Annotated in this window: 16 protein-coding genes; 5 read left to right on the top strand and 11 right to left on the bottom strand. The window is 72.6% G+C overall.

Going from position 1 to position 17673, the window contains the following annotated elements; translation table 11 throughout:
* Positions 1–47: 47 nt before the first annotated feature.
* Positions 48–1298, top strand: a complete 1251-nt coding sequence (locus ACIBNA_RS04060) for a glycoside hydrolase family 26 protein (protein WP_399163709.1) — start codon at positions 48–50, stop codon at positions 1296–1298.
* A gap of 31 nt (positions 1299–1329) precedes the next feature.
* Here ACIBNA_RS04060 and ACIBNA_RS04055 read toward each other — a convergent pair whose 3' ends face one another.
* Genes ACIBNA_RS04055 through ACIBNA_RS04020 form a run of 8 tightly spaced genes read right to left on the bottom strand, consistent with a single transcriptional unit; the run spans position 1330 to position 10743 of the window.
* Positions 1330–2454: a GNAT family N-acetyltransferase gene (locus tag ACIBNA_RS04055; protein ID WP_399163708.1), complete on the bottom strand. Its 1125-nt coding sequence runs from the start codon at positions 2452–2454 to the stop codon at positions 1330–1332.
* The gene (locus tag ACIBNA_RS04050; protein ID WP_399163707.1) at positions 2451–3116 is read right to left on the bottom strand and encodes a lipopolysaccharide biosynthesis protein; all 666 of its coding nucleotides are present in this window, start codon (positions 3114–3116) and stop codon (positions 2451–2453) included. The genes ACIBNA_RS04055 and ACIBNA_RS04050 overlap by 4 nt, the downstream gene beginning before the upstream one ends.
* On the bottom strand, positions 3113–4279 hold the full coding sequence (locus tag ACIBNA_RS04045; protein WP_399163921.1) for a glycosyltransferase: 1167 nt from the start codon (positions 4277–4279) through the stop codon (positions 3113–3115). The genes ACIBNA_RS04050 and ACIBNA_RS04045 overlap by 4 nt, the downstream gene beginning before the upstream one ends.
* An 18-nt stretch (positions 4280–4297) precedes the next feature.
* On the bottom strand, positions 4298–5065 hold the full coding sequence (locus ACIBNA_RS04040) for a polysaccharide deacetylase family protein (RefSeq protein WP_399163706.1): 768 nt from the start codon (positions 5063–5065) through the stop codon (positions 4298–4300).
* The gene (gene murJ / locus ACIBNA_RS04035) at positions 5049–6698 is read right to left on the bottom strand and encodes a murein biosynthesis integral membrane protein MurJ (RefSeq protein WP_399163705.1); all 1650 of its coding nucleotides are present in this window, start codon (positions 6696–6698) and stop codon (positions 5049–5051) included. The genes ACIBNA_RS04040 and murJ overlap by 17 nt, the downstream gene beginning before the upstream one ends.
* On the bottom strand, positions 6695–8053 hold the full coding sequence (locus tag ACIBNA_RS04030; RefSeq protein WP_399163704.1) for an O-antigen ligase family protein: 1359 nt from the start codon (positions 8051–8053) through the stop codon (positions 6695–6697). The genes murJ and ACIBNA_RS04030 overlap by 4 nt, the downstream gene beginning before the upstream one ends.
* A gap of 6 nt (positions 8054–8059) precedes the next feature.
* Positions 8060–9532: an exopolysaccharide biosynthesis polyprenyl glycosylphosphotransferase gene (locus tag ACIBNA_RS04025; protein WP_399163703.1), complete on the bottom strand. Its 1473-nt coding sequence runs from the start codon at positions 9530–9532 to the stop codon at positions 8060–8062.
* Positions 9529–10743: a glycosyltransferase gene (locus tag ACIBNA_RS04020; RefSeq protein ID WP_399163702.1), complete on the bottom strand. Its 1215-nt coding sequence runs from the start codon at positions 10741–10743 to the stop codon at positions 9529–9531. The genes ACIBNA_RS04025 and ACIBNA_RS04020 overlap by 4 nt, the downstream gene beginning before the upstream one ends.
* Positions 10744–11141: 398 nt before the next feature.
* On the opposite strand from ACIBNA_RS04020, the gene ACIBNA_RS04015 reads away from it, so the two are divergent.
* From ACIBNA_RS04015 to ACIBNA_RS04000, 4 genes are all read left to right on the top strand, one after another.
* The gene (locus ACIBNA_RS04015; RefSeq protein ID WP_399163701.1) at positions 11142–11777 is read left to right on the top strand and encodes a hypothetical protein; all 636 of its coding nucleotides are present in this window, start codon (positions 11142–11144) and stop codon (positions 11775–11777) included.
* 282 nt (positions 11778–12059) lie between these two features.
* On the top strand, positions 12060–12341 hold the full coding sequence (locus tag ACIBNA_RS04010) for a hypothetical protein (RefSeq protein WP_399163700.1): 282 nt from the start codon (positions 12060–12062) through the stop codon (positions 12339–12341).
* Positions 12342–12486: 145 nt separating this feature from the next.
* Positions 12487–13035 carry a tyrosinase family oxidase copper chaperone gene (locus tag ACIBNA_RS04005; RefSeq protein WP_399163699.1) on the top strand — a complete coding sequence of 183 codons (549 nt, stop codon included), beginning with the start codon at positions 12487–12489 and terminating at the stop codon, positions 13033–13035.
* Positions 13019–13885 (top strand): tyrosinase family protein, encoded by an 867-nt coding sequence (locus ACIBNA_RS04000; protein ID WP_399163698.1) that lies wholly within the window; start codon positions 13019–13021, stop codon positions 13883–13885. The genes ACIBNA_RS04005 and ACIBNA_RS04000 overlap by 17 nt, the downstream gene beginning before the upstream one ends.
* A 75-nt stretch (positions 13886–13960) precedes the next feature.
* On the opposite strand, the gene ACIBNA_RS03995 is transcribed toward ACIBNA_RS04000, so the two are convergent.
* The 3 genes from ACIBNA_RS03995 to ACIBNA_RS03985 form a co-directional block, all read right to left on the bottom strand.
* Complete coding sequence (locus tag ACIBNA_RS03995; RefSeq protein WP_399163697.1) at positions 13961–14926, bottom strand: D-2-hydroxyacid dehydrogenase family protein; 966 nt, start codon at positions 14924–14926, stop codon at positions 13961–13963.
* A 96-nt stretch (positions 14927–15022) separates the two neighbouring features.
* Positions 15023–16024 (bottom strand): beta-ketoacyl-ACP synthase III, encoded by a 1002-nt coding sequence (locus tag ACIBNA_RS03990; RefSeq protein WP_399163696.1) that lies wholly within the window; start codon positions 16022–16024, stop codon positions 15023–15025.
* Between the two features lie 24 nt (positions 16025–16048).
* Positions 16049–17659 carry an FAD-binding oxidoreductase gene (locus tag ACIBNA_RS03985; RefSeq protein WP_399163695.1) on the bottom strand — a complete coding sequence of 537 codons (1611 nt, stop codon included), beginning with the start codon at positions 17657–17659 and terminating at the stop codon, positions 16049–16051.
* Positions 17660–17673: the final 14 nt, after the last annotated feature.

Genomic DNA, 17673 nt, shown 5'->3' with positions numbered 1-17673 from the left:
AGTCCGCGCGGTTCAACGGCTGCCGATGCGCGGAGAAAGGGGCAGCCATGGCCGCTCAGCGACGGCGTCGCGGAAGATGGCCTCTGTACGTAGCGGCCGGGTTTCTCGCGTTGGCCGCCCTGGTACCGGGACTGGGACACGCCGTGTACGCCGGGGCCCAGAAGGCCGCCCATACGCCTGTGCCGGCAGTTCCTGTGCCGACAGCGGCCGTGCCGGCAACCACCGTCGTCCGGCCCGCACTGCCGGTGCCGGCCCTACCGCTCGCCCCGCAACCCGCCTTCGGCGCCTACCTCCACTACGACTCGCTCGGCGTGGCCCGTATGGCCGGGCTCAGCCGGTGGCTCAACGGGGCCCAACTGCGGGTGGGGCACACCTATCTGCCGGGCGACCTCTGGAGCAACATCGAGGGCGAGCCCCGCTTCCTCGATGTCTGGGCGGCCTGGCGTCGGGAGAGGGATGACCGGATGCTCGTCCTCAACGTGCCCATGATGGAGCGCAATGAGGAGGGCCTGTCCGATGACGAGGTGCGTGCGCTGTTGCGGCGGGGTGCGGCCGGGGAGTTCGACGGACACTACCGCCGTCTGGCCGAACGGCTCGTGGCGTTGGGGGTGCCGGACACCGTGCTCGTGCTCGGGTGGGAGATGAACGGCACGACGTACACGCATCGGTGCGGGCCGGACCCTGAGGCGTGGAAGGCGTACTGGAACAGGATCGTCACCGCCATGCGTTCGGTGACGGGGCAGCAGTTCCGCTTCGACTTCGCGCCGAGTCGCGGGCGTGACGCCATTCCCTGGACGGAGTGCTATCCGGGGGACGCCACGGTCGACATCATCGGCATGGACTCGTACGACCAGCCGCAGGGGCTGTCCTTCGAGGGACAGGTGACCGAGCCGTACGGGCTGCAGGACCACGTGGACTTCGCGAAGGAACACGGCAAGCCCATTTCGTATCCGGAATGGGGCCTGTTCCGCAACGGCGACAACGCGGAGTACATGCGGCGCATGCTCGCCTGGATCGACGAGCACAAGCCGCTGTACCACACGATCACCGACTACTGCCCGCACGGCGTGTGGCAGTGCCGGCGGAATCCGCAGGCGGCCGAGGTGTACCGGTCCGTGCTCTCCGGCCCCACCGGGCCCCTGCCGCTCCCGCTGCCGACGCCTGTGCTGACGCCACAGCCCGCACCGGTGTCTCCGCCGCCCCCGAACTGCTCGCCGCTGGACCTGGGTGACTGGGTCGAGTACTGGCTCGGTGGGAGGGTCTGCATCCGCTCCGACTGGTGGTCGCGCATCTGGTGACCCCGCCGGTCCGAGGGGGGCGGCGGGAGGCTCAGGTCCTGCCGCCGCCCTGCTCCTTCCAGCGGAGCACGAGTTCCCTGACACGGCTGCGTGCGGCGACCTCGCAGGCGACCGCCGACAGCAGCGGGGCGGTACGCCGCCGGGCCAGCAACAACCGTTGGTTGACGACGGGTTCCGGGGCCCACTGGCGCTTGTACGGCTCGCTGCCGCGCAGCAGGCTGAGCGTGCCGCGCTCGCCATCGGCGGTGTACCGGGCGCAGGCCTCCAGGAGCATCACGGCGATGTCCGCCTTCCGTTCGCGCAGCACGGGGTGGACGCCGGACAGGTAGCAGCCCGCCAAGTGCGGAGACAGCAGTGTCAGGTCGACGGCCACCACCTCGCCGTCCAGCAGGAACTCGGTGATCATGGCGTCGCCGGAGCGCACCATCGGACCGATCGCGCGCACGAGGTGCTCGGCGAACCGCTCCCGTAGGTGCTCCGGCGTCACCCGGCGGCCCTGCCACTGCAACCGGTGCAGCGCGAGGAGCCGTCCCAGCGCCGCGTCCACCTCGTCGGGGGACACGGTCCGGTCCGCCACGCCCAGCGCGGTCAGCTTGCGCAGCTTGGCCCGCGCCCGCCGGGCCTTCGGGACGGGCAGCTGGGCCGTCAGCTCCTCCAGGGGTACGGCGGGCAGCTCCATGCAGAGCGAATCGCGCACCCGGCGGCGCGGGCCGCGCCAGTGGTCGTAGATGCGCTCGATGGCGCCGCCCGGCCGTACTTCGCGGAAGTCGATCAGCGCGGTGCGGGCAGCGGCCGACAGGGCTTCGGCGAGTGGGGCCGTCGCCCGGTCGGCGTGTTCGTCGTCGAGCAGTACGTCCCCGAAGTCGGAGATCGCCCCGCCCAGTGGGACCAGCCGGGGCAGCGCAGGCCCGAGGAGCATCAGCGGTGCGACCGCCCGCAGTTCGCCGCCGTCGCGCACCAGCACCAGCCGCAGCCGGCCGGGCCTGCCGTACGACGTCCACCACGAGTGCAGCCAGGCGTGGCTCTGGAACGGCGTCGCCGCACCGCACCTGCGGTACAGCCGTTCCCAGGCCGGGCCCAGTGCGGTGAACTCCCGCTCGTCCGTGCACAGTTCGGCCCGCAGGGTGCCGGCGCAGGCCTGCAGCGCCGCGCTCACCGCTGTCCGTGCCCGTCGGCGGCGGTGCGGCGCGGGCGGACCAGCAGCGCGAGGCCGCCCAGCAGGCCGCCCGCGCTCGCGCCCACCAGGCCGGTCAGCACGGGGGACGCCGAGGACGGTTCGGTGGGCCTGACGGCCCGGGAGAACTGCTGGAGTTCGACGTGCGTGGCGTCCTTGGCGTGGTGGGCGTGCCGGGTCAGCGCACGGGTGACCGCGTTGGCCATGTCGACGGCGAGACCGGGGCGTGCGGCGGTGGCCGTCAAGGCGACCATCGGCGCGTCCGGGGAGGTCGCCGACCGCACGCTCTCGCGTAGCGTCCGCGTCGGCACGCCCGCCTCCACCTGGGCGTCCCCGAGCACCGCGAGCTGCGTCGCGACGCGGCCGTACGCCTGGGCGAAGCCGAGCGCCGCCTGCGGGTCCGACTTCGCGGTCGGTACGGCGAGGACGTAGGCCGTGGCCGAGTACGCGGGCGGCGTGAGGGTGCCGTAGGCGCCGCCGGCCAGGCCACCGGCGAGGGCGCCGGCCGCGAGCAGGGACCACGGCGGCAGCGCTCTCGGGCGCCTCAGCGCGGGGCGTCGGCGGGCCGGTGCTGCCGGGGCTGTCGGGGTTGGCGAGGGTGCCGGAGGTGTCTGGGTTGCCGGAGATTCGGTGGTGGAGATCATGAGAGGGCCACTTCCAGAGGAGACGGTGACGAGCGGGAGACGGCGGCCGCGTACACGTCCATGAGCCGTGCGGCGGTGTGCGTGATGCAGTAGTGGCGGGCGGCGGCGGAGACGGGGCGGCTCGGCGGACGAGACCGCCCGGCCTCGGTCAGGGCGCGGGTCTCGGCCAGGGCGCGGGCGAACGCGTCCGCGCCGCCCCGCACCCGGCGCGCCCCGGCGGCGAGGCGCGGCGGGAGGTCCTCGACAGCCGGACAGGAGGCGTACAGCACCGGCAGCCCCGCAGCCAGGCCCTCCACGACGGCGAGGCCGAAGGCCTCCTCCGGGCTCGGCGAGGCGAGCACGTCCATCGCCGAGGTCAACGACGGCAGATCGAGTCCGCGGGTACCGCCGGCGTCGTACGGCCGTTCGCCGGTGAACAGCACCCGGTCGGTCACCCCGGCCCGCTCGGCGGTGCGCCGCAGCACGTTCTCCTCCGGGCCACCGCCGACCAGCAGGAGCCGGTAATCGCGGGGGAGCCGAGTCAGGGCGCCGATCAGGACGCCGAACCGCTTGCCCGCGGTCAGCCGGCCGATGCCGCCGACGACGTACGCGTCCTGTGGCAGTCCGAGACGGTGGCGGGTGTGCTCGCGGCTGACCGGGTCGAAGCGGAAGCGGGCCACATCGATGCCGTTGGGCACCACCTCGATGCGCGGCTCGGGCACACCCCAGTGCCGGAGCCGGTCGGCCACCGTGGGCGAGACCGCGACCGTGGCGTGGCCCAGCCGCTCGCTGGCCAGGTACAGCGCGCGCACGCCGGCGGTCAGGGCGCGGCCCTCCAGTTGGGTGCCGCCGAGGGAGTGTTCGGTGGCCACCACGGCCCGGACGCCTGCCAGGCGCGCGGCGATCCTGCCGTAGACGCAGGCCCGGTAGAGGTGGGTGTGTACGAGGTCGTAGCGGCCGGACCGGATCAGGCGGACCAGCCGGGGCAGGGTGGACAGGTCACGGTTGCCGGACATGCCGAGGTGGATGACGCGGACACCGTCCGCCGTCAGGCCCTCGGCGACCGGGCCGGGGTTGGTGAGGGTCACGACGTCGCAGTCGGCGGGCAGGTGGCGCAGCAGCAGCCGGAGTTGCTGTTCGGCACCGCCGACGCCGAGGCCGGTGATGATGTGCAGGGCCTTCAGCCCGGGCATGGCCAAGGCTCACACTCCCTCGACGGGGTGGCGGCGCAGCAGGTGCTTGAGGCGCAGCCGCCAGGCCGTGTCCCGTTCGCCGATGTGCACGCGGGGGATGGCGAGAGGGCCGGACAGGTCACTGGGGTCGGTGGCGCAGGCGTAGCTGTAGCCCGCGTCCCGTACGGCGTCGACGGCGCGGCGGTCCACCAGTCCGTACGGGTAGCAGAAACCGTGGATGTGAGCACCGGTCAGCTCGCGGAGCGCTGCTCTGCTGTCCCGCACCTCGGCGCGCAGCAGGGCGTCGTCGGCCCGGGTCAGGTCCACGTGCGTGAGGCCGTGCGAGCCGATCTCGACGCCCTCGGCGGCGGCGTGCCGGATGCCATCCGCCGACAGCAGGGGCTTGCGCGGACCGCGCGGGTCCCAGGTGTTCTCGCCGCCCAGCCTGCCCGGCAGCACGAACAGGGTGGCGCCGCAGGCGTGGCGGCGCAGCAGCGGCAGGGCGTGCGTGAGGAAGTCGGTGTACCCGTCGTCGAAGGTCAGCCCCACCAGGTCCTGTCCCTCTCCCCGGGCGCGCGCGGCGAGCAGCTCGTGTACCCCGACGCCGCGCAGGCCCCGGCGGCGGAGCCAGCCGAGCTGCCGGTCCAGGCGGCCGGGTGAGACGGTGACGCGGTACGGGTCGTCGGAGCAGTCGCCGACGGAGTGGTACATCGCCACCCAGGCGGGCGGGCCCGGTCTGCGCCGGGGCCTGTCGGGACCGGGGGCGGCGGAAGGGGCGCGGTCAGCGGAAACGAGCATGCGGAAGCCTCCGGGTGACGGTGCGGACTACGGATGCGAGGCGCTGCTCGCCCGGCATCCGGGCGAGCAGGAAGAAGACGACGGTCACGGCCGTGCCGCCGGCGGCGAACCCGAGGACGGGGGAGTCGACGAGGCTCGCGCAGAACCCGCCCACGCCACATGCGACCACCGCCGCGCGCAGCGGCTTGCCCATCGCGGCCAGCAGCGGCCGGACGCGGATCGGCACGCCGTGCGTCTCCATGCCGTACAGCAGGATCAGGGCGGTGAGGGTGATGCCGGCCGCGTTGGCCGCGGTGATCCCCAGGACGCCCCACGAGCCGACCGTCACCGCGCCGATCCACGAGGTGGCGACGATCCCGGCGGTCATCGCGGCCACCGGGTACCAGGTGGGCCGCCCCGCCGCGAAATACGACCGGACGAGCGCGCCCACCAGGGCGTGGCCGAGCAGCCCGAGCGCGTACACGCGCATGACGGCGGCGGTGGCCGCGGCGTCCTGCGCGGTGAACGCGCCGCGCTGGAACAGGACGTGGACGAGCTGCGGGGCACAGGCGACGACGGCCGCGGTGCCGAGCAGCACGAAACACGACACCGCCCTCAGGTCGCGCTCGACGCGGTCGCGGGCCCGCTCCGTGTCGCCCTGGGCCAGCGCCCGCGATACGACCGGGAAGGTGACCGTGCACAGCATCAGGGCGAGCACCATCGGCATCTGGGCCACCTTCTGGGCGTAGTTCAGATGCGAGATGGCGCCGGCGGGGAGCGAGGAGGCCAGGAAACGCTCGACGAGGACCTGGGACTGGCGGCACAGGGCGAAGAGCAGGACGGTGACGATGAGGGCGACGTTCATGGTGTGCCGGGATGCCTCTCCGGCTGCCGCGGCTGTCTCCGGAACCGTTGGAGTGCGGTGCAACCGCCGTAGCAGCGACGGCAGTTGGATGGCGACCATGAGTGCGCCGCCCACCGCGACGCCGATAGCCGCCGCCCGTACGCCCCAGCGCTCGCCGAGGGCGAACATCGCCGTGATGATGGCCGCGTTGTAGGCCACGTAGATGGCCGCGGGCGCGACGAACCGGCGGTGCGCGCGCAGGGCCGCGCTGCAGTAGCCGGCGAGGCCGAAGGTCAGGACGCAGGTGCCGGTCAGCCGGGTGCAGTCCACAGCGAGCCCGGGGTCCGGGAGCCCTGGCGCCAGCAGCTGGACCAGGTACGGCGCCCCCCAGACGACCAGCGCCGACGCCACGGAGAACGCCAGCGCCAGGCGGGGCAGCGTGCGGCGGACCAGGGCGCGCACCGGGTCGCCCGTGCCGTCCCTGGCGCGGCGGGCCAGGACCGCGCTGAACGCCGGTACGAGCGCGAAGGCCAGCCCGTCCTCGATCAGCAGTGTCGCCGCGAACTCCGGCACGGTCCAGGCGACCAGGAAGGCGTCCGTCTCGCTCCCCGCTCCGAAGAGGTGGGCCAGCACCTGGTCCCGGCCGAGGCCCAGCAGAGCACCGGCCAGGGAGAGAGCGACGGTGACGAGGGCGGCCCTGGCGAGGAAACCCTGCGAGACGGGCCCGGCGCCCCCGGTCTCCGGGCCCTCGGCGCCGGCGCGCGCCAGCGGGACGGTGGCGTCCCCGGCCCGTGGCGGGGTGACGGTCATCGTGCCGCGGCCTCCTCGGGGACGGTCGGGTCGGGACCCGCCAGCGCCCACCACGCCGACAGGCCGAGGCAGACGGCGGTGAGCACGGTCGAGGGGCCGCCGATGTCGGCGTACGCGAAGTTGACCAGGTGCCAGACCAACAGGCCCCATGCGACGAGCGCGCAGTCGAGCCCGGGATCCCCCGCTCGCCGGGCCCGCACCAGCCTGCGCAGCCCCAGCACCAGCAGCGCCAGCCAGCTCCCCGCCAGCGTCAGCAGCCCGATCAGCCCCTGCTCGCCCAGCACCAGCAGGTACATGCTGTGCGGTGACAGCAGCGGCTGCTTCCGGTACGCCGCGCCCGCGCCCTCGGTGTCGCTGCCCGACGACAGCGCCAACGAGGCGTGCCCGTCGCGGTGCTCGGGGAAGCCCTTGAGGCCGATGCCCGTCAGCGGCCGCTCACGCCACATGCCGGCGGCTGCCGCCCACAGGGCGTACCGGTCGGAGACCGACTGGTCGGGAGCGTCGGCGACCTGCCCGATGCTGCTGAGCCTCTCGTTGAGCAGCTCCGAGCCGACACCGAACCCGCCGACGAGGAGCACGGCGACGGCGGCCACGACCGCGCCCACCCTGACCGCACGTCGCAGGCCCGCCAGCACCAGTTGCGCCGTACAGGCGAGGGCCGTCGCGATCCACGCGCCCCGGCTGAAGGACACCGTCAGCGGCACCACCAGCAGCAGCGCGCACACCAGGGCACACACCCGCCCCCAAGCCCTCGGCTCCGCTCCAGCAGGGAGGTGCCCCCTCCGTACCGGTGCGGAGCCCAGCGCCAGCCCCACCGCGCACACCAGCCCGAAGGCGACCACGGTCGCCATCCCCATGATGTCGCCGGGGCCGAAGGTGCCGACGGCGCGGATCTCCCGGCCCATGTACGAGGCGCCGGTCCCGGTCGCGTACTGGTGCACCCCGACGGCTCCCTGCCACACCGCGAGCGCCACCACCGACCAGGCCAGCAGCCGGACGTCGCGCCGGTCCCGTACGAGCAGCAGGACGGCGGCCGGGACGAGGACGAAGATCTGCAGATAGCGCGAGAAGCCCGCGAGCGCCGTGCCCGGCACTTCGGCTCCCGCGGCCGCGACCGCGATCCCCACCACGGGCAGGCCCAGGATCACGGCGGCGGTGGGCGACAGGGGGCGTCGCCGGTGGTAGAGCAGACGTACGGCGCAGCACAGTACGACGGCACCGGAGGCGGCGTCGGCGGGGGTCGCGCCGCCCTCCCCACCCGGCGCGACGGGCAGCGCGAGCAGGGCGATCATCGCGACCACCGGCAGGACGGGTGTCAGCCCGCGCGCGGCGGGCAGGGCGTATGCGTGGCTCACCGGTGTTCAGCTCCCCGTGGGCCGGACCAGCGTGGCGGCGGTGCGCAGCAGGATGCAGACGTCCTGCCACAGCGACCAGTCGTCGATGTACGCGTTGTCGAACCGCGCGCGGTCCTCGATGGAGGTGTCGCCGCGCAGCCCGTGGATCTGGGCGAGCCCGGTGAGGCCGGTCCGCATGCGGTGGCGGGCGGCGTAACCGGGGTAGGTCTGGCTGAACACGGCTACGAAGTACGGCCGTTCGGGGCGCGGCCCGACCAGGGTCATGTCGCCCCGGAAGACGTTCCACAGCTGGGGCAGCTCGTCGAGCGAGGTGCGGCGCAAAAAGCGGCAGAAGCGGCTCATGTTCCGCTCACCCGCCACGCTCCAGCGGGTCGCCGCCTCGCGGGGGTCGGCCGGGCGATGGGTGCGGAACTTCAGCAGCGTGAAGGGGCGGCCGTCCCTGCCGACGCGCTCCTGACGGAAGACGACCCGGGGCCCGTCGCTGACCCGCAGCACGACCGCGCAGACCAGCAGCAGCGGGCCGGCGAGGAGGAGCAGGATCCCGGAGACAAGGACGTCGAGGACCCGCTTGGCGGGGCTGTCGGGGCATCGGCCGACGTCCAGGCGACGGCAGGAGAAGCCCGCGATCCGCTCGCGCTGTGACCGGCGGCAGGGCGTGCGTCCGGCCTCGTCGTACGCCGTGCCCCCGGCCCGGTCGGGCGCCGGCAGGTCCGCGTCGACCTCCCAGAGCACGCAGCCCGCCTCGGCCAACCTCCGCAGCAGCGCGGCGTGTTCGCCTGCGGGGCCCACGATGAGCACGGCCCGCACGTTGTTCTGGATGACGGCCCGCTGCGCCTCCTCGTCCGTGCTGAGCACCGGCAGCCCCTCGCCGCCGGCCCCGCCGTCGGAGAGGACGCCGACCGGCCTGAGGCCGCACCCGGGGTGGCGCAGGAAGGCGGCGGCCACGCGCGGGGCGGTGGCGGCCGGGCCGACGACGAGGGCCGCGGCCGGGTGGCGGGCCAGCGTCCGGCGGCGGTGCCAGTGCACCGCGCCGCGGCCCGTCCAACTCGCCGCCGACTGCAGGACGCAGCCGGTCAGCAGCGTACGGACGGACAGGGATTGTGCGGGGGAGAGCGCCGCGACCACGGCCGCGAGCGCGCACCAGCTCACCGCGATCCGTGCGCAGACGGTGGGGAGTTCGTCGAGGACGGCGGGCACGGCGGCGGGGCGGTACAAGGCCGCCCGGGCGTTCAGACAGAGGACGGCGAGCAGCAGGGGCGCGATCACCAGGGGATGCGGGAGTACGGGGGTGGCGGTGAGCGCGGCGGCAGCGTCCGCGGCGAGCAGGGGCAGCCCGGCGGTGTGCCGCCTGGCGGTCCGCCGCCCGGCGGGGAGCCGCAAGCCGCCGGAGGCGCCGCGCGGGTGGATGACGGAGACGGGCGGGAATCCCCGCTCCGGTGGCATGCCACCAGGGGGAGGGACGGTACGTTCGGCGGTCACGAGCGGATCGACTCCCTGCACTCGGTGGGTTCCGGGCGGTGGGCCACCGTGCGCCGGACGCCGAGCAGTTCGCGGTAGAGGTCCGCGACCGCCTCGGCCGAGCACCGCACGTCGTGCGCGGCCAATACGTGGCGGCGCCCCTCGGCTCCGAGCGACTCGCGCAGCGGCGGGTCGAGCAGCGTCCTGGTGACCGCGTCGGCCAGCGGCCCCGGCCGGCCCGGGGGCACCAGACAGTGCGTCGTGTGACCGGGCGGCAGACTCTCGCGTGCTCCGGCCACGTCCGTGACCAGCACGGGACGCTCGCACGCCATCGCCTCCAGAGGGGCGAGTGCCATGCCTTCCCAACGGGACGGCAGCACCACCAGGTCGGCAGCCTGGTACCAGGGGACGACATCGGCGACGGCCCCGGTGAACAGCACGCCCTCGGGCGCGCGGTGCCGTAGCGGCCGCTCCTGCGGCCCGTCCCCGACGAGCGCCAGCCGGGCTCCGGGCACCCGTCGCAACACCGAGGGCCACGCCTCGAGCAGCACGTCCTGCCCTTTCTGCCGGCACAGCCGCCCCACGCAGACCACCAGCAAGGCGGCCGGATCAAGCTCGGCGAGCGGTGCGAGGGCCGGGCGTCCGGCGGCGACGGCGGCGGGGTGGAAACGCACCGGATCGATGCCGTTGGGGATCACCCGCCAGTGGGCGCGCACACCGGCACGTTGGCCTCGCGCGCGCTCAGCCTTGCTGACGCACACCACGCGGGTGGTCCAGCGCGCCGCCCACCGTTCCCACGCCGAGGCGACCGCCGCGGTGACCCCGCCGACCGCCTCGAACGACCAGGCGTGCGGCTGGAACACCGTCGGGATCCGCCCCCGCACCGCCAGCCGGGCCGCGAGTCCGGCCTTGGCGCTGTGCGCGTGCAGCACATCGGGCCGCACCTGTTCGACGACGCGAGCGAGCCGGAGCACCTCACCGGCGAGCGACGGCCCCGGCGCCCGGGTGGCGGGCCAGTGCCGTACGTCCGCGCCCAGTTCCCGCAGCGCCTGTCGCAGGCCGCCGTCGGGGCACGCGACCGTGACGTCGAAACCGGCCGCACGCTGGGTGCGCACCAGTTCCGTGACCACGCCGGCGACGCCGCCGTCCACCGGCTGGGTGACGTGGAGGACGCGCGGTGAGGCCCCCGGCCGCGTGGCGCCGCGTGACGATCCGGAAAGCCGGCCGGCCATCACCGTGCGGGACAGCCTTGACGACGACCGTCCTGCTTCGACCGGCCGTCAGGCAGGCGGACCGCCCTGCGCGCCGTGGTGGAGAGACCTTGGGAGTGACGCATGACCGGCGTTGCTCCTTCACGGAAACATCAGTTTGTCGGTTGGTTCGACGCGTCACTCTATACCGGCATTAAGGACATACAGGATAAGACGTGCATACATAATCAAATGCCCTGACGTTGTGTCAGGTGTGCCGTCTGGTCGCGGCGGGCCCCGGGCGGTACTTCCGGCCAGTGACGGCTCCCCCGTTCCGCGAACGGTTCGCTACTCACGGTGCTCTTCCGGTTGCAGAACGCAGCGGCTGCTTTCACGGTGGACGCAGGAACCTCACGCATCACCTGCGAAAGGAAACTTCCATGCCCGCTCTCTCGGCACGGCGCATCGCGTCGTCCGCACTGTGCGCCACCCTCGTTCTCGGAGTCGCGGCTCCCGTCGCCCTGGCTGCCGACACGGCGCGCGAGGGCACTCGCGAGGCGGCCCCCGTCGCCGACGCGGCCACCCTCCAGGCCCAGGTCCAGCAGTTGGGTCACATCGGCACCGTGGTGCCCCCGGTCACCGAGCTGATGGACGCAGCGCTCAAGGCCCAAAACGGTCAGCTTTCCGCCGCGGAGGCTGCCAATCTCGGCGACGCCGCCAAGGCCGCCATCGCCAGGGCCGCCACCGCCGCCCAGATGAGCTCGACGGCTCCCGCCACTCCCGCGGCCCCCGTGGTGCCGAGTGCCCCGTCGGTGTCGACGAACCCGGCGTCCGTGTCACTGTCGCCGACGGGGACCACGCTGCGTGACGACGAGAAGGCGGCCGCCAACACGAGGCAGGGGCTGGCGGACCTGCAGGCACTCGTGGACGCCCTGCTCAAGGCCGTCACGTCCGGCAACCCGGCCAGCGTCCTGCCCGCGATCGAGGCCTTGGCGCAGGGGCTCGTGGCCACCATCTCCGGCATCCTGGGCAACCTGCCGACCGTGCCTGGTCTGCCGCTCCCGCTGCCTTCCTGAGTACGAGCGGGTCTGCCTGAGGCGAAGCAGGCACGGCCCGGACGTCGTACCGGCCCTGCGGCGGGCCGGTACGACGTGTCTTTTTTCTACGGCCGGACCATGTCTTTCCCCCGCTAATGCGAGGATGGGAAAGGCGGATAAGAGATGCCCTTCATTCGGGTGACCTTCCGTGTGGGCCGCCGTAATTTTCTGCGTACGGGGTTTCCGCTCAGTCCGGGGCTCGTTGGAGGCGGTGAAGCAATTCCCCCTGGTGACTTTCGAGTTGCCGCAGAAAGGAACACGATGAAGTCTCTGAAGGCTGCCGCCCTCGTTGTCGGGTCCCTGGTCGTGGCCGGTGCCGCCGCTCCCGCTGTCGCTCTCGACGCGCCGAAGGTCAAGGCCGCCGGCCTCACCGGAGAGGTCACCAAGGTCACGGAGCATGTCGACCAGCGGCTGGCGGGCCACCAGATGGAGGTGCTCGACACGGAGAACAAGGGTTTCCTGCCCAGCACCGTCAAGGAGGCGAAGAACGCCCTCGAACAGGAGAGCGCTCGACTGGCCCCCGGACTGCACGCGCAGAGCTGAGCGGTATTCCCCGGGCCGATCCCACCGTGCATGGGATCGGCCCGTCGAGCGTGTGTCACGTGGACCGCCGCTCAGGGCGAGGAAGAGGCAGGCAATGCGAACCGGCAAACCACCGCAGCCACAACCAGCGCGCCCCGCGGCGCCCATGACGGCCACACCCGCGGCTGCCGGCGCCGCGCGCCCGGCGGCGAAGTCGCCCGCCGTCCACCCCACCAGGGCCACGGTGCGACGCCGGGCGCTGTGGGGGCTGTTCGCATCGGCGTTGGCAGTGGCTTGCGCCCCGGCCCTGGTGGCCTCGGGGTCGACCCCGAGGGCATCGGGATCGGCGGGGAAGGCACCGGGACCGGCCGGAGGCGAGGAACGGTTCGACGAGACGTATCACGGGCGCCGCATCGTCGGTGTCAGGTACGACGCCGAGCGGCCCGGTCAGGACGGCCCGAGCGCGTGGCACGTCACCGTGGACGGGCGGCCGTTGCATCTGATGCGCCGGGCGGACGGCAGCTGGATGAGCATGGTCGACCACTACCAGTCGTTCGCGACCCCGCTCGCCGCCGCGCGCGCCGCCGTCGACGAACTCGGCCCCGGCGCACGGCTGGGCACGCCGGGTGAGCGGAGAGGTCGCACGCAGGACAGCCGTACGGCGGACGGAAACAAGGGCGCCGAGGGGGAGCATCGCCGTGGTGTACACGCGTAAGGACGTCAGCACACTCACCCGGTCCGAACGGCGCCGGCTCGTCAACGCGCTGCTGGAGCTCAAACGGCGCGGTGAGTACGACGAGTTCGTGCGTAGGCACATCGAGTACTACACGCCCGACGGTGAGGGCGGCCTGCGCGCCGCCCACATGGCGCCTTCCTTCCTGCCCTGGCACCGCAGGTTCCTGCTGGACCTGGAGACCGCGCTGCGCCGCGTGGACGAGTCGGTGACCGTTCCGTACTGGGACTGGACGCGCAACCGCACGCCGACGGCCCTGCCGTGGACCGAAGACCTGCTCGGCGGCACCGGGCGGCGTTCCGACCGGCAGGTGATGTCCGGCCCCTTCGCCTACCGCCACGGCGTGTGGACGATCAAGGTGGGAATCACCGACACGGAGTACCTCACGCGTGACCTGGGCCGCCCCAGGGACCCGATCGCGCTGCCCACGGCCGGGGATCTGGAGGGGGCCCTCAACGATCCCGTCTACGACACGTCACCCTGGAACTCCAAATCGGCCAAAGGGTTCCGCAACAAGCTGGAGGGGTGGGGGCCCGGGCGGGGCCCCACTTCGTGGCGCACCCACAACCGGGTCCATCGTTGGGTCGGCGGCCACATGGTGGGCGGCGCATCGGTCAACGACCCCGTCTTCTGGTTGCACCACGCCTTTGTGGACCTCCTCTGGTTCCGCTGGCAGCGGCGGCACCCGGGCGCCCGCTATCTCCCCGCGAAGCCGCTCGCCCGAGGGGACGCACAACGCGGCCGAGTCGTCGCGCGGCACGAGAGGATGCCGCCGTGGGACGTCACACCGGACGAGTTGGAGGACCAGAGCCGGATCTACCGGTACGCGTAGTCCGTGCGAGCCGTGTACGGGTGAGGCTGCATACGCGCGGTACGCGAACGGCCGGGCGTCACCAGGCGGCACACCTCAGCGGGGGGCCAGGAGCCGTACGGGCGAACCGGCCAGAAAGGCCCGGATGTTCTCGACCGCCTGGCCGTAGTACGTCGCGTAGTTGGCCCGGGAGACGTAGCCGAGGTGCGGGGTGGCGAGCAGGCGCGGGGTCGTGCGCATCGGGTGGTCGCCGGGCAGGGGCTCGATGTCGAAGACGTCGACGCCGGCGCCGGCGATCCGGCCCTCGTGCAGGGCGGCGAGGAGGGCGTCCTGATCGACGATGGCCGCGCGCGAGGTGTTGACCAGGAACGCGGTCGGCTTCAGGAGGGCGAGTTCGGCGGGGCCGAGCAGGCCGCGGGTGCGGTCGCTCAGCGCGAGGTGGACCGAGACGAAGTCGCTGTTCGCGAGCAGGTCTTCCTTGGAAGGGGCGAGTTCCACGCCGACCTCGTCGGCGCGCTCGCGGGTGAGGTTCCGGCTCCAGGCGTGGACCTCCATGCCGAAGGCGAGGCCGACCCGGGCGACGCGGCTGCCGATCTTCCCCAGGCCGAGCAGCCCGAGGCGCCGACCGTGCAGGTCGGCGCCGACCGTGCTCTGCCAGGGGCCGCCGGAGCGCAGGGCGCCGCTCTCCTCGACGATGCCGCGGGCGAGGCCGAGCAGCAGCGCCCAGGTCAGTTCGACCGGCGGGGTGGAGGAACTGGCCGTGCCGCACACCGTGACGCCGTGCGCCTGGGCGGCCTTGTAGTCGATGACCGAGTTGCGCATGCCGGAGGCGACGAGCAGTTTCAGCCGGGGCAGCCGGGCGATCAGCGACCCGGGGAACGGCACGCGCTCGCGCAGGGTGACCACGATGTCGAAGTCGGCCAGGGCCGCGGCCAGGGCGTCCTCGCCGTCGATGTGCCGGTCGAAGGACACGACCTCCACGTCGTCCGCGACCACCGACCAGTCGGCGACCTCGGCCGCCACCTTCTGAAAGTCGTCCAGCACAGCACAGCGCAGTCGCACGTCACACCTCTCCCACGGCCTGGTCCGATTCCACGGACCATGATCGGGGCTGCGGGGGGGCGGAGGGAAGGCCTCCGGCGAGTAAGGACTTCCGGATCAGGGCAGGGTGACAACCGTCGACGCGTATGAGAGTCCGGCCCCGTAACCGAGCAGCAGTGCGAGCCCACCGGAGCGGACCGCGCCCGTGCTCATGAGTGCGTCCATGGCCAGCGGCACGGACGCGCCCGAGGTGTTGCCCGTGGTGACGACATCCTTGGCGACCACCACGTGGTCGGGCAGATCGAGTGATCTGGCGAGCGCATCGATGATGCGAGCGTTGGCCTGATGCGGGATGAAGGCATCCAGATCGCCGGCCCGGACGCCCGCCGCGTCCAGGGCCCTGCGCCCGACCTTCGCCATTTCGTAGACCGCCCAGCGGAAGACCTTCTGCCCCTCCTGGCGCAGAGCGGGCCACTTCATGCCGGGCCGGTCCCGCAGGGCGTTCCAGGAGACGGTCTGCGCGATGGCTTCGGACTCGGATCCGTCCGCGCCCCACACCACCGGGCCGACGCCCGGCTCGGTGGAGGGGCCGAGAACCACCGCGCCCGCGCCGTCCCCGAAGATGAACGCCGTCGACCGGTCCTCGAGATCGAGCAGGTCGGTCATCCGTTCCGCGCCCACGACCACGACGTACCCGCCGCGGCTGCGGATGGCGTCGGCGGCGAGGGCGACCGCGTGGACGAAGCCGGCGCATCCCGCGGAGATGTCGAACGCGGCCGCGTTGACGGCCCCGATCCGGTATGCGATCTCCGTCGCCGCCGCGGGCGTCTGCCGCAGATGGGTGAAGGTCGCCAGGATGACGCAGTCGACGGTCTCGGGGGCCAGGCCCGCCGTCGCGAGCGCTTTGCCGGCGGCTGCCTGAGCCATGTCGGCGAGGGATTCGTCCGGAGCGGCCCAGTGTCTGGTGACGATGCCGGTGCGCGAGCGGATCCACTCGTCGGAGGAGTCGATGTGGCGGCTCGCTTCCTCGTTGGTGACGACGCGTTGCGGCCGGTAGGCGCCGACGCCCAGGATCCTCGCGCTCTCGGCGCCGGTCGGTGACGTTATCCGTGCCCCCATGAGACCCTCGCTGACTTCTCGGGCTTACGCCGGCTTGATGGACATCGAGTGGCGGAAGTAGTTCGACGGATCGTATTTCTTCTTGACCTTCTGCAGGCGTGCGTAATTGCCTTTGTAGTAGAGCGTCTGCCAAGGAATACCGGAGGTGTTGATCGCAGGATCCGCCATATCGGTGTCCGGGTAATTGATGTAACAGCCGTCCGTCTGGCCATCGAGTCCGGGCACGCCTCCGGTGGCCGAGTGGACCGCGGCGTACAGGTTGCGCAGCCACGCCAGATGGGTGGCGTCCTCCTCGGAGCGGGTCCAGAACGTCTGGTAGAGCATCTTGATGACAGAGCTGCGCTGCGCGACGGCCGTGGCGTCGGGAGAGACGGCGTTGACCTGCCCGCCGAAGGAGAAAAGCACCAGCATGGCCCGTGGGTTGCGGTAGTCGGGCCTGCTCATCGAGGCGTACAGCGCGGCCAGTTGCGCATCCGTGAAGTTGGTCCTCAGGTACGCCGACTTGTGGGCCCCGCGCAGCGTGGGGTCGTTGAGCGTGGCATTGATGGTGCCCAGAAGCTGGGTCGCCTGGAGCCAGGGGAGCTTGCGCGCCGGCGCCCGTGTGGTGGTGACGCCGGCGAGGACCGCCTTCAGATAGTTGTCCAGCAGCTGCTGTGCCCCGGAGATGTCGGCATCGACCTGGGTGACCAGATTGAGGCCACTGCCGGCGGTGGAGTAGACGTTGAGAATGCTGCTCAGGTGGCGATACGGCGAGTTCGGGGCGCTGTTCGCCTCGAACCAGGCACCGAAGTTCTTCACCAGCCGGGTGAACTTCGCCTGGTCCAGTTCACTCCAGGGAATCGACTGGATGTGCGTCAGCACGTGGGAGGGCGGCGACACGAGCTGGGCTTGGGCAGCGGTGCCCGTCGCGTTCGGGGAACGCAGCCAGTAACGGGTCACGACGCCGAAGTTCCCTCCTCCACCGCCGGTGTGGGCCCACCACAGGTCGCGGCCCGGGTCGTCGGCCTCACGGGTGGCCGTGACGATCCTGGTGGTCCCCGCGGCGTCGACGGTGACGACCTCCACGGCATACAGGTGGTCCGCGATCAGGCCGTTCCGGCGGGAGAGGAGACCGTACCCGCCGCCGGCGATGTGACCGCCCGCACCGACTCCGTAGCAGACACCGCCGGGAAGGGTGACGCCCCAGCCCTTGTAGAGCGCTTCGTAGACATGCTGCAGGCGGGCGCCCGGCTCGACGAAGAACGCCCGCTTGGTGTCGTCGTAGCCCACCGAGGTCATCTCGGAGCAGTCGAGGATGACCTCGACCTCCGGATTGCAGACGAAGTCGGTGAAGCAGTGGCCGCCGCTGCGGACCGACACCCGCTTGCCCGCGCTGAACGCCGCCTGCACGGCCGAGGCGGCGTCCGACGCCGACCTGATCATCTTGATGTAGTCGGGCGCCGCGACGAACCGCTGGTTGTTGCCGGTGGTGAGCAACGGGTAGCGCGGGTCGGTGGGGGTCACCGTCGCTCCGGGCGCGGACCCGGACGCCGCCGCGGCGGCCGGGTCCGCGCCCGGGAGCGCCGTACTGCCGGCCAGCGCGGTCACGGAGGCGGCTGCCCCCTGTATCAGGCGTCTTCGGTTGATGATCGGCATGGACGAACTCCTGG

The organism is Streptomyces sp. NPDC050164 (assembly GCF_044459945.1).
Lineage (GTDB): Bacteria > Actinomycetota > Actinomycetes > Streptomycetales > Streptomycetaceae > Streptomyces > Streptomyces coeruleorubidus_A.
Note: the sequence above shows the minus strand (reverse complement) of the source record. Positions and strands in the feature narration are given on the sequence as shown.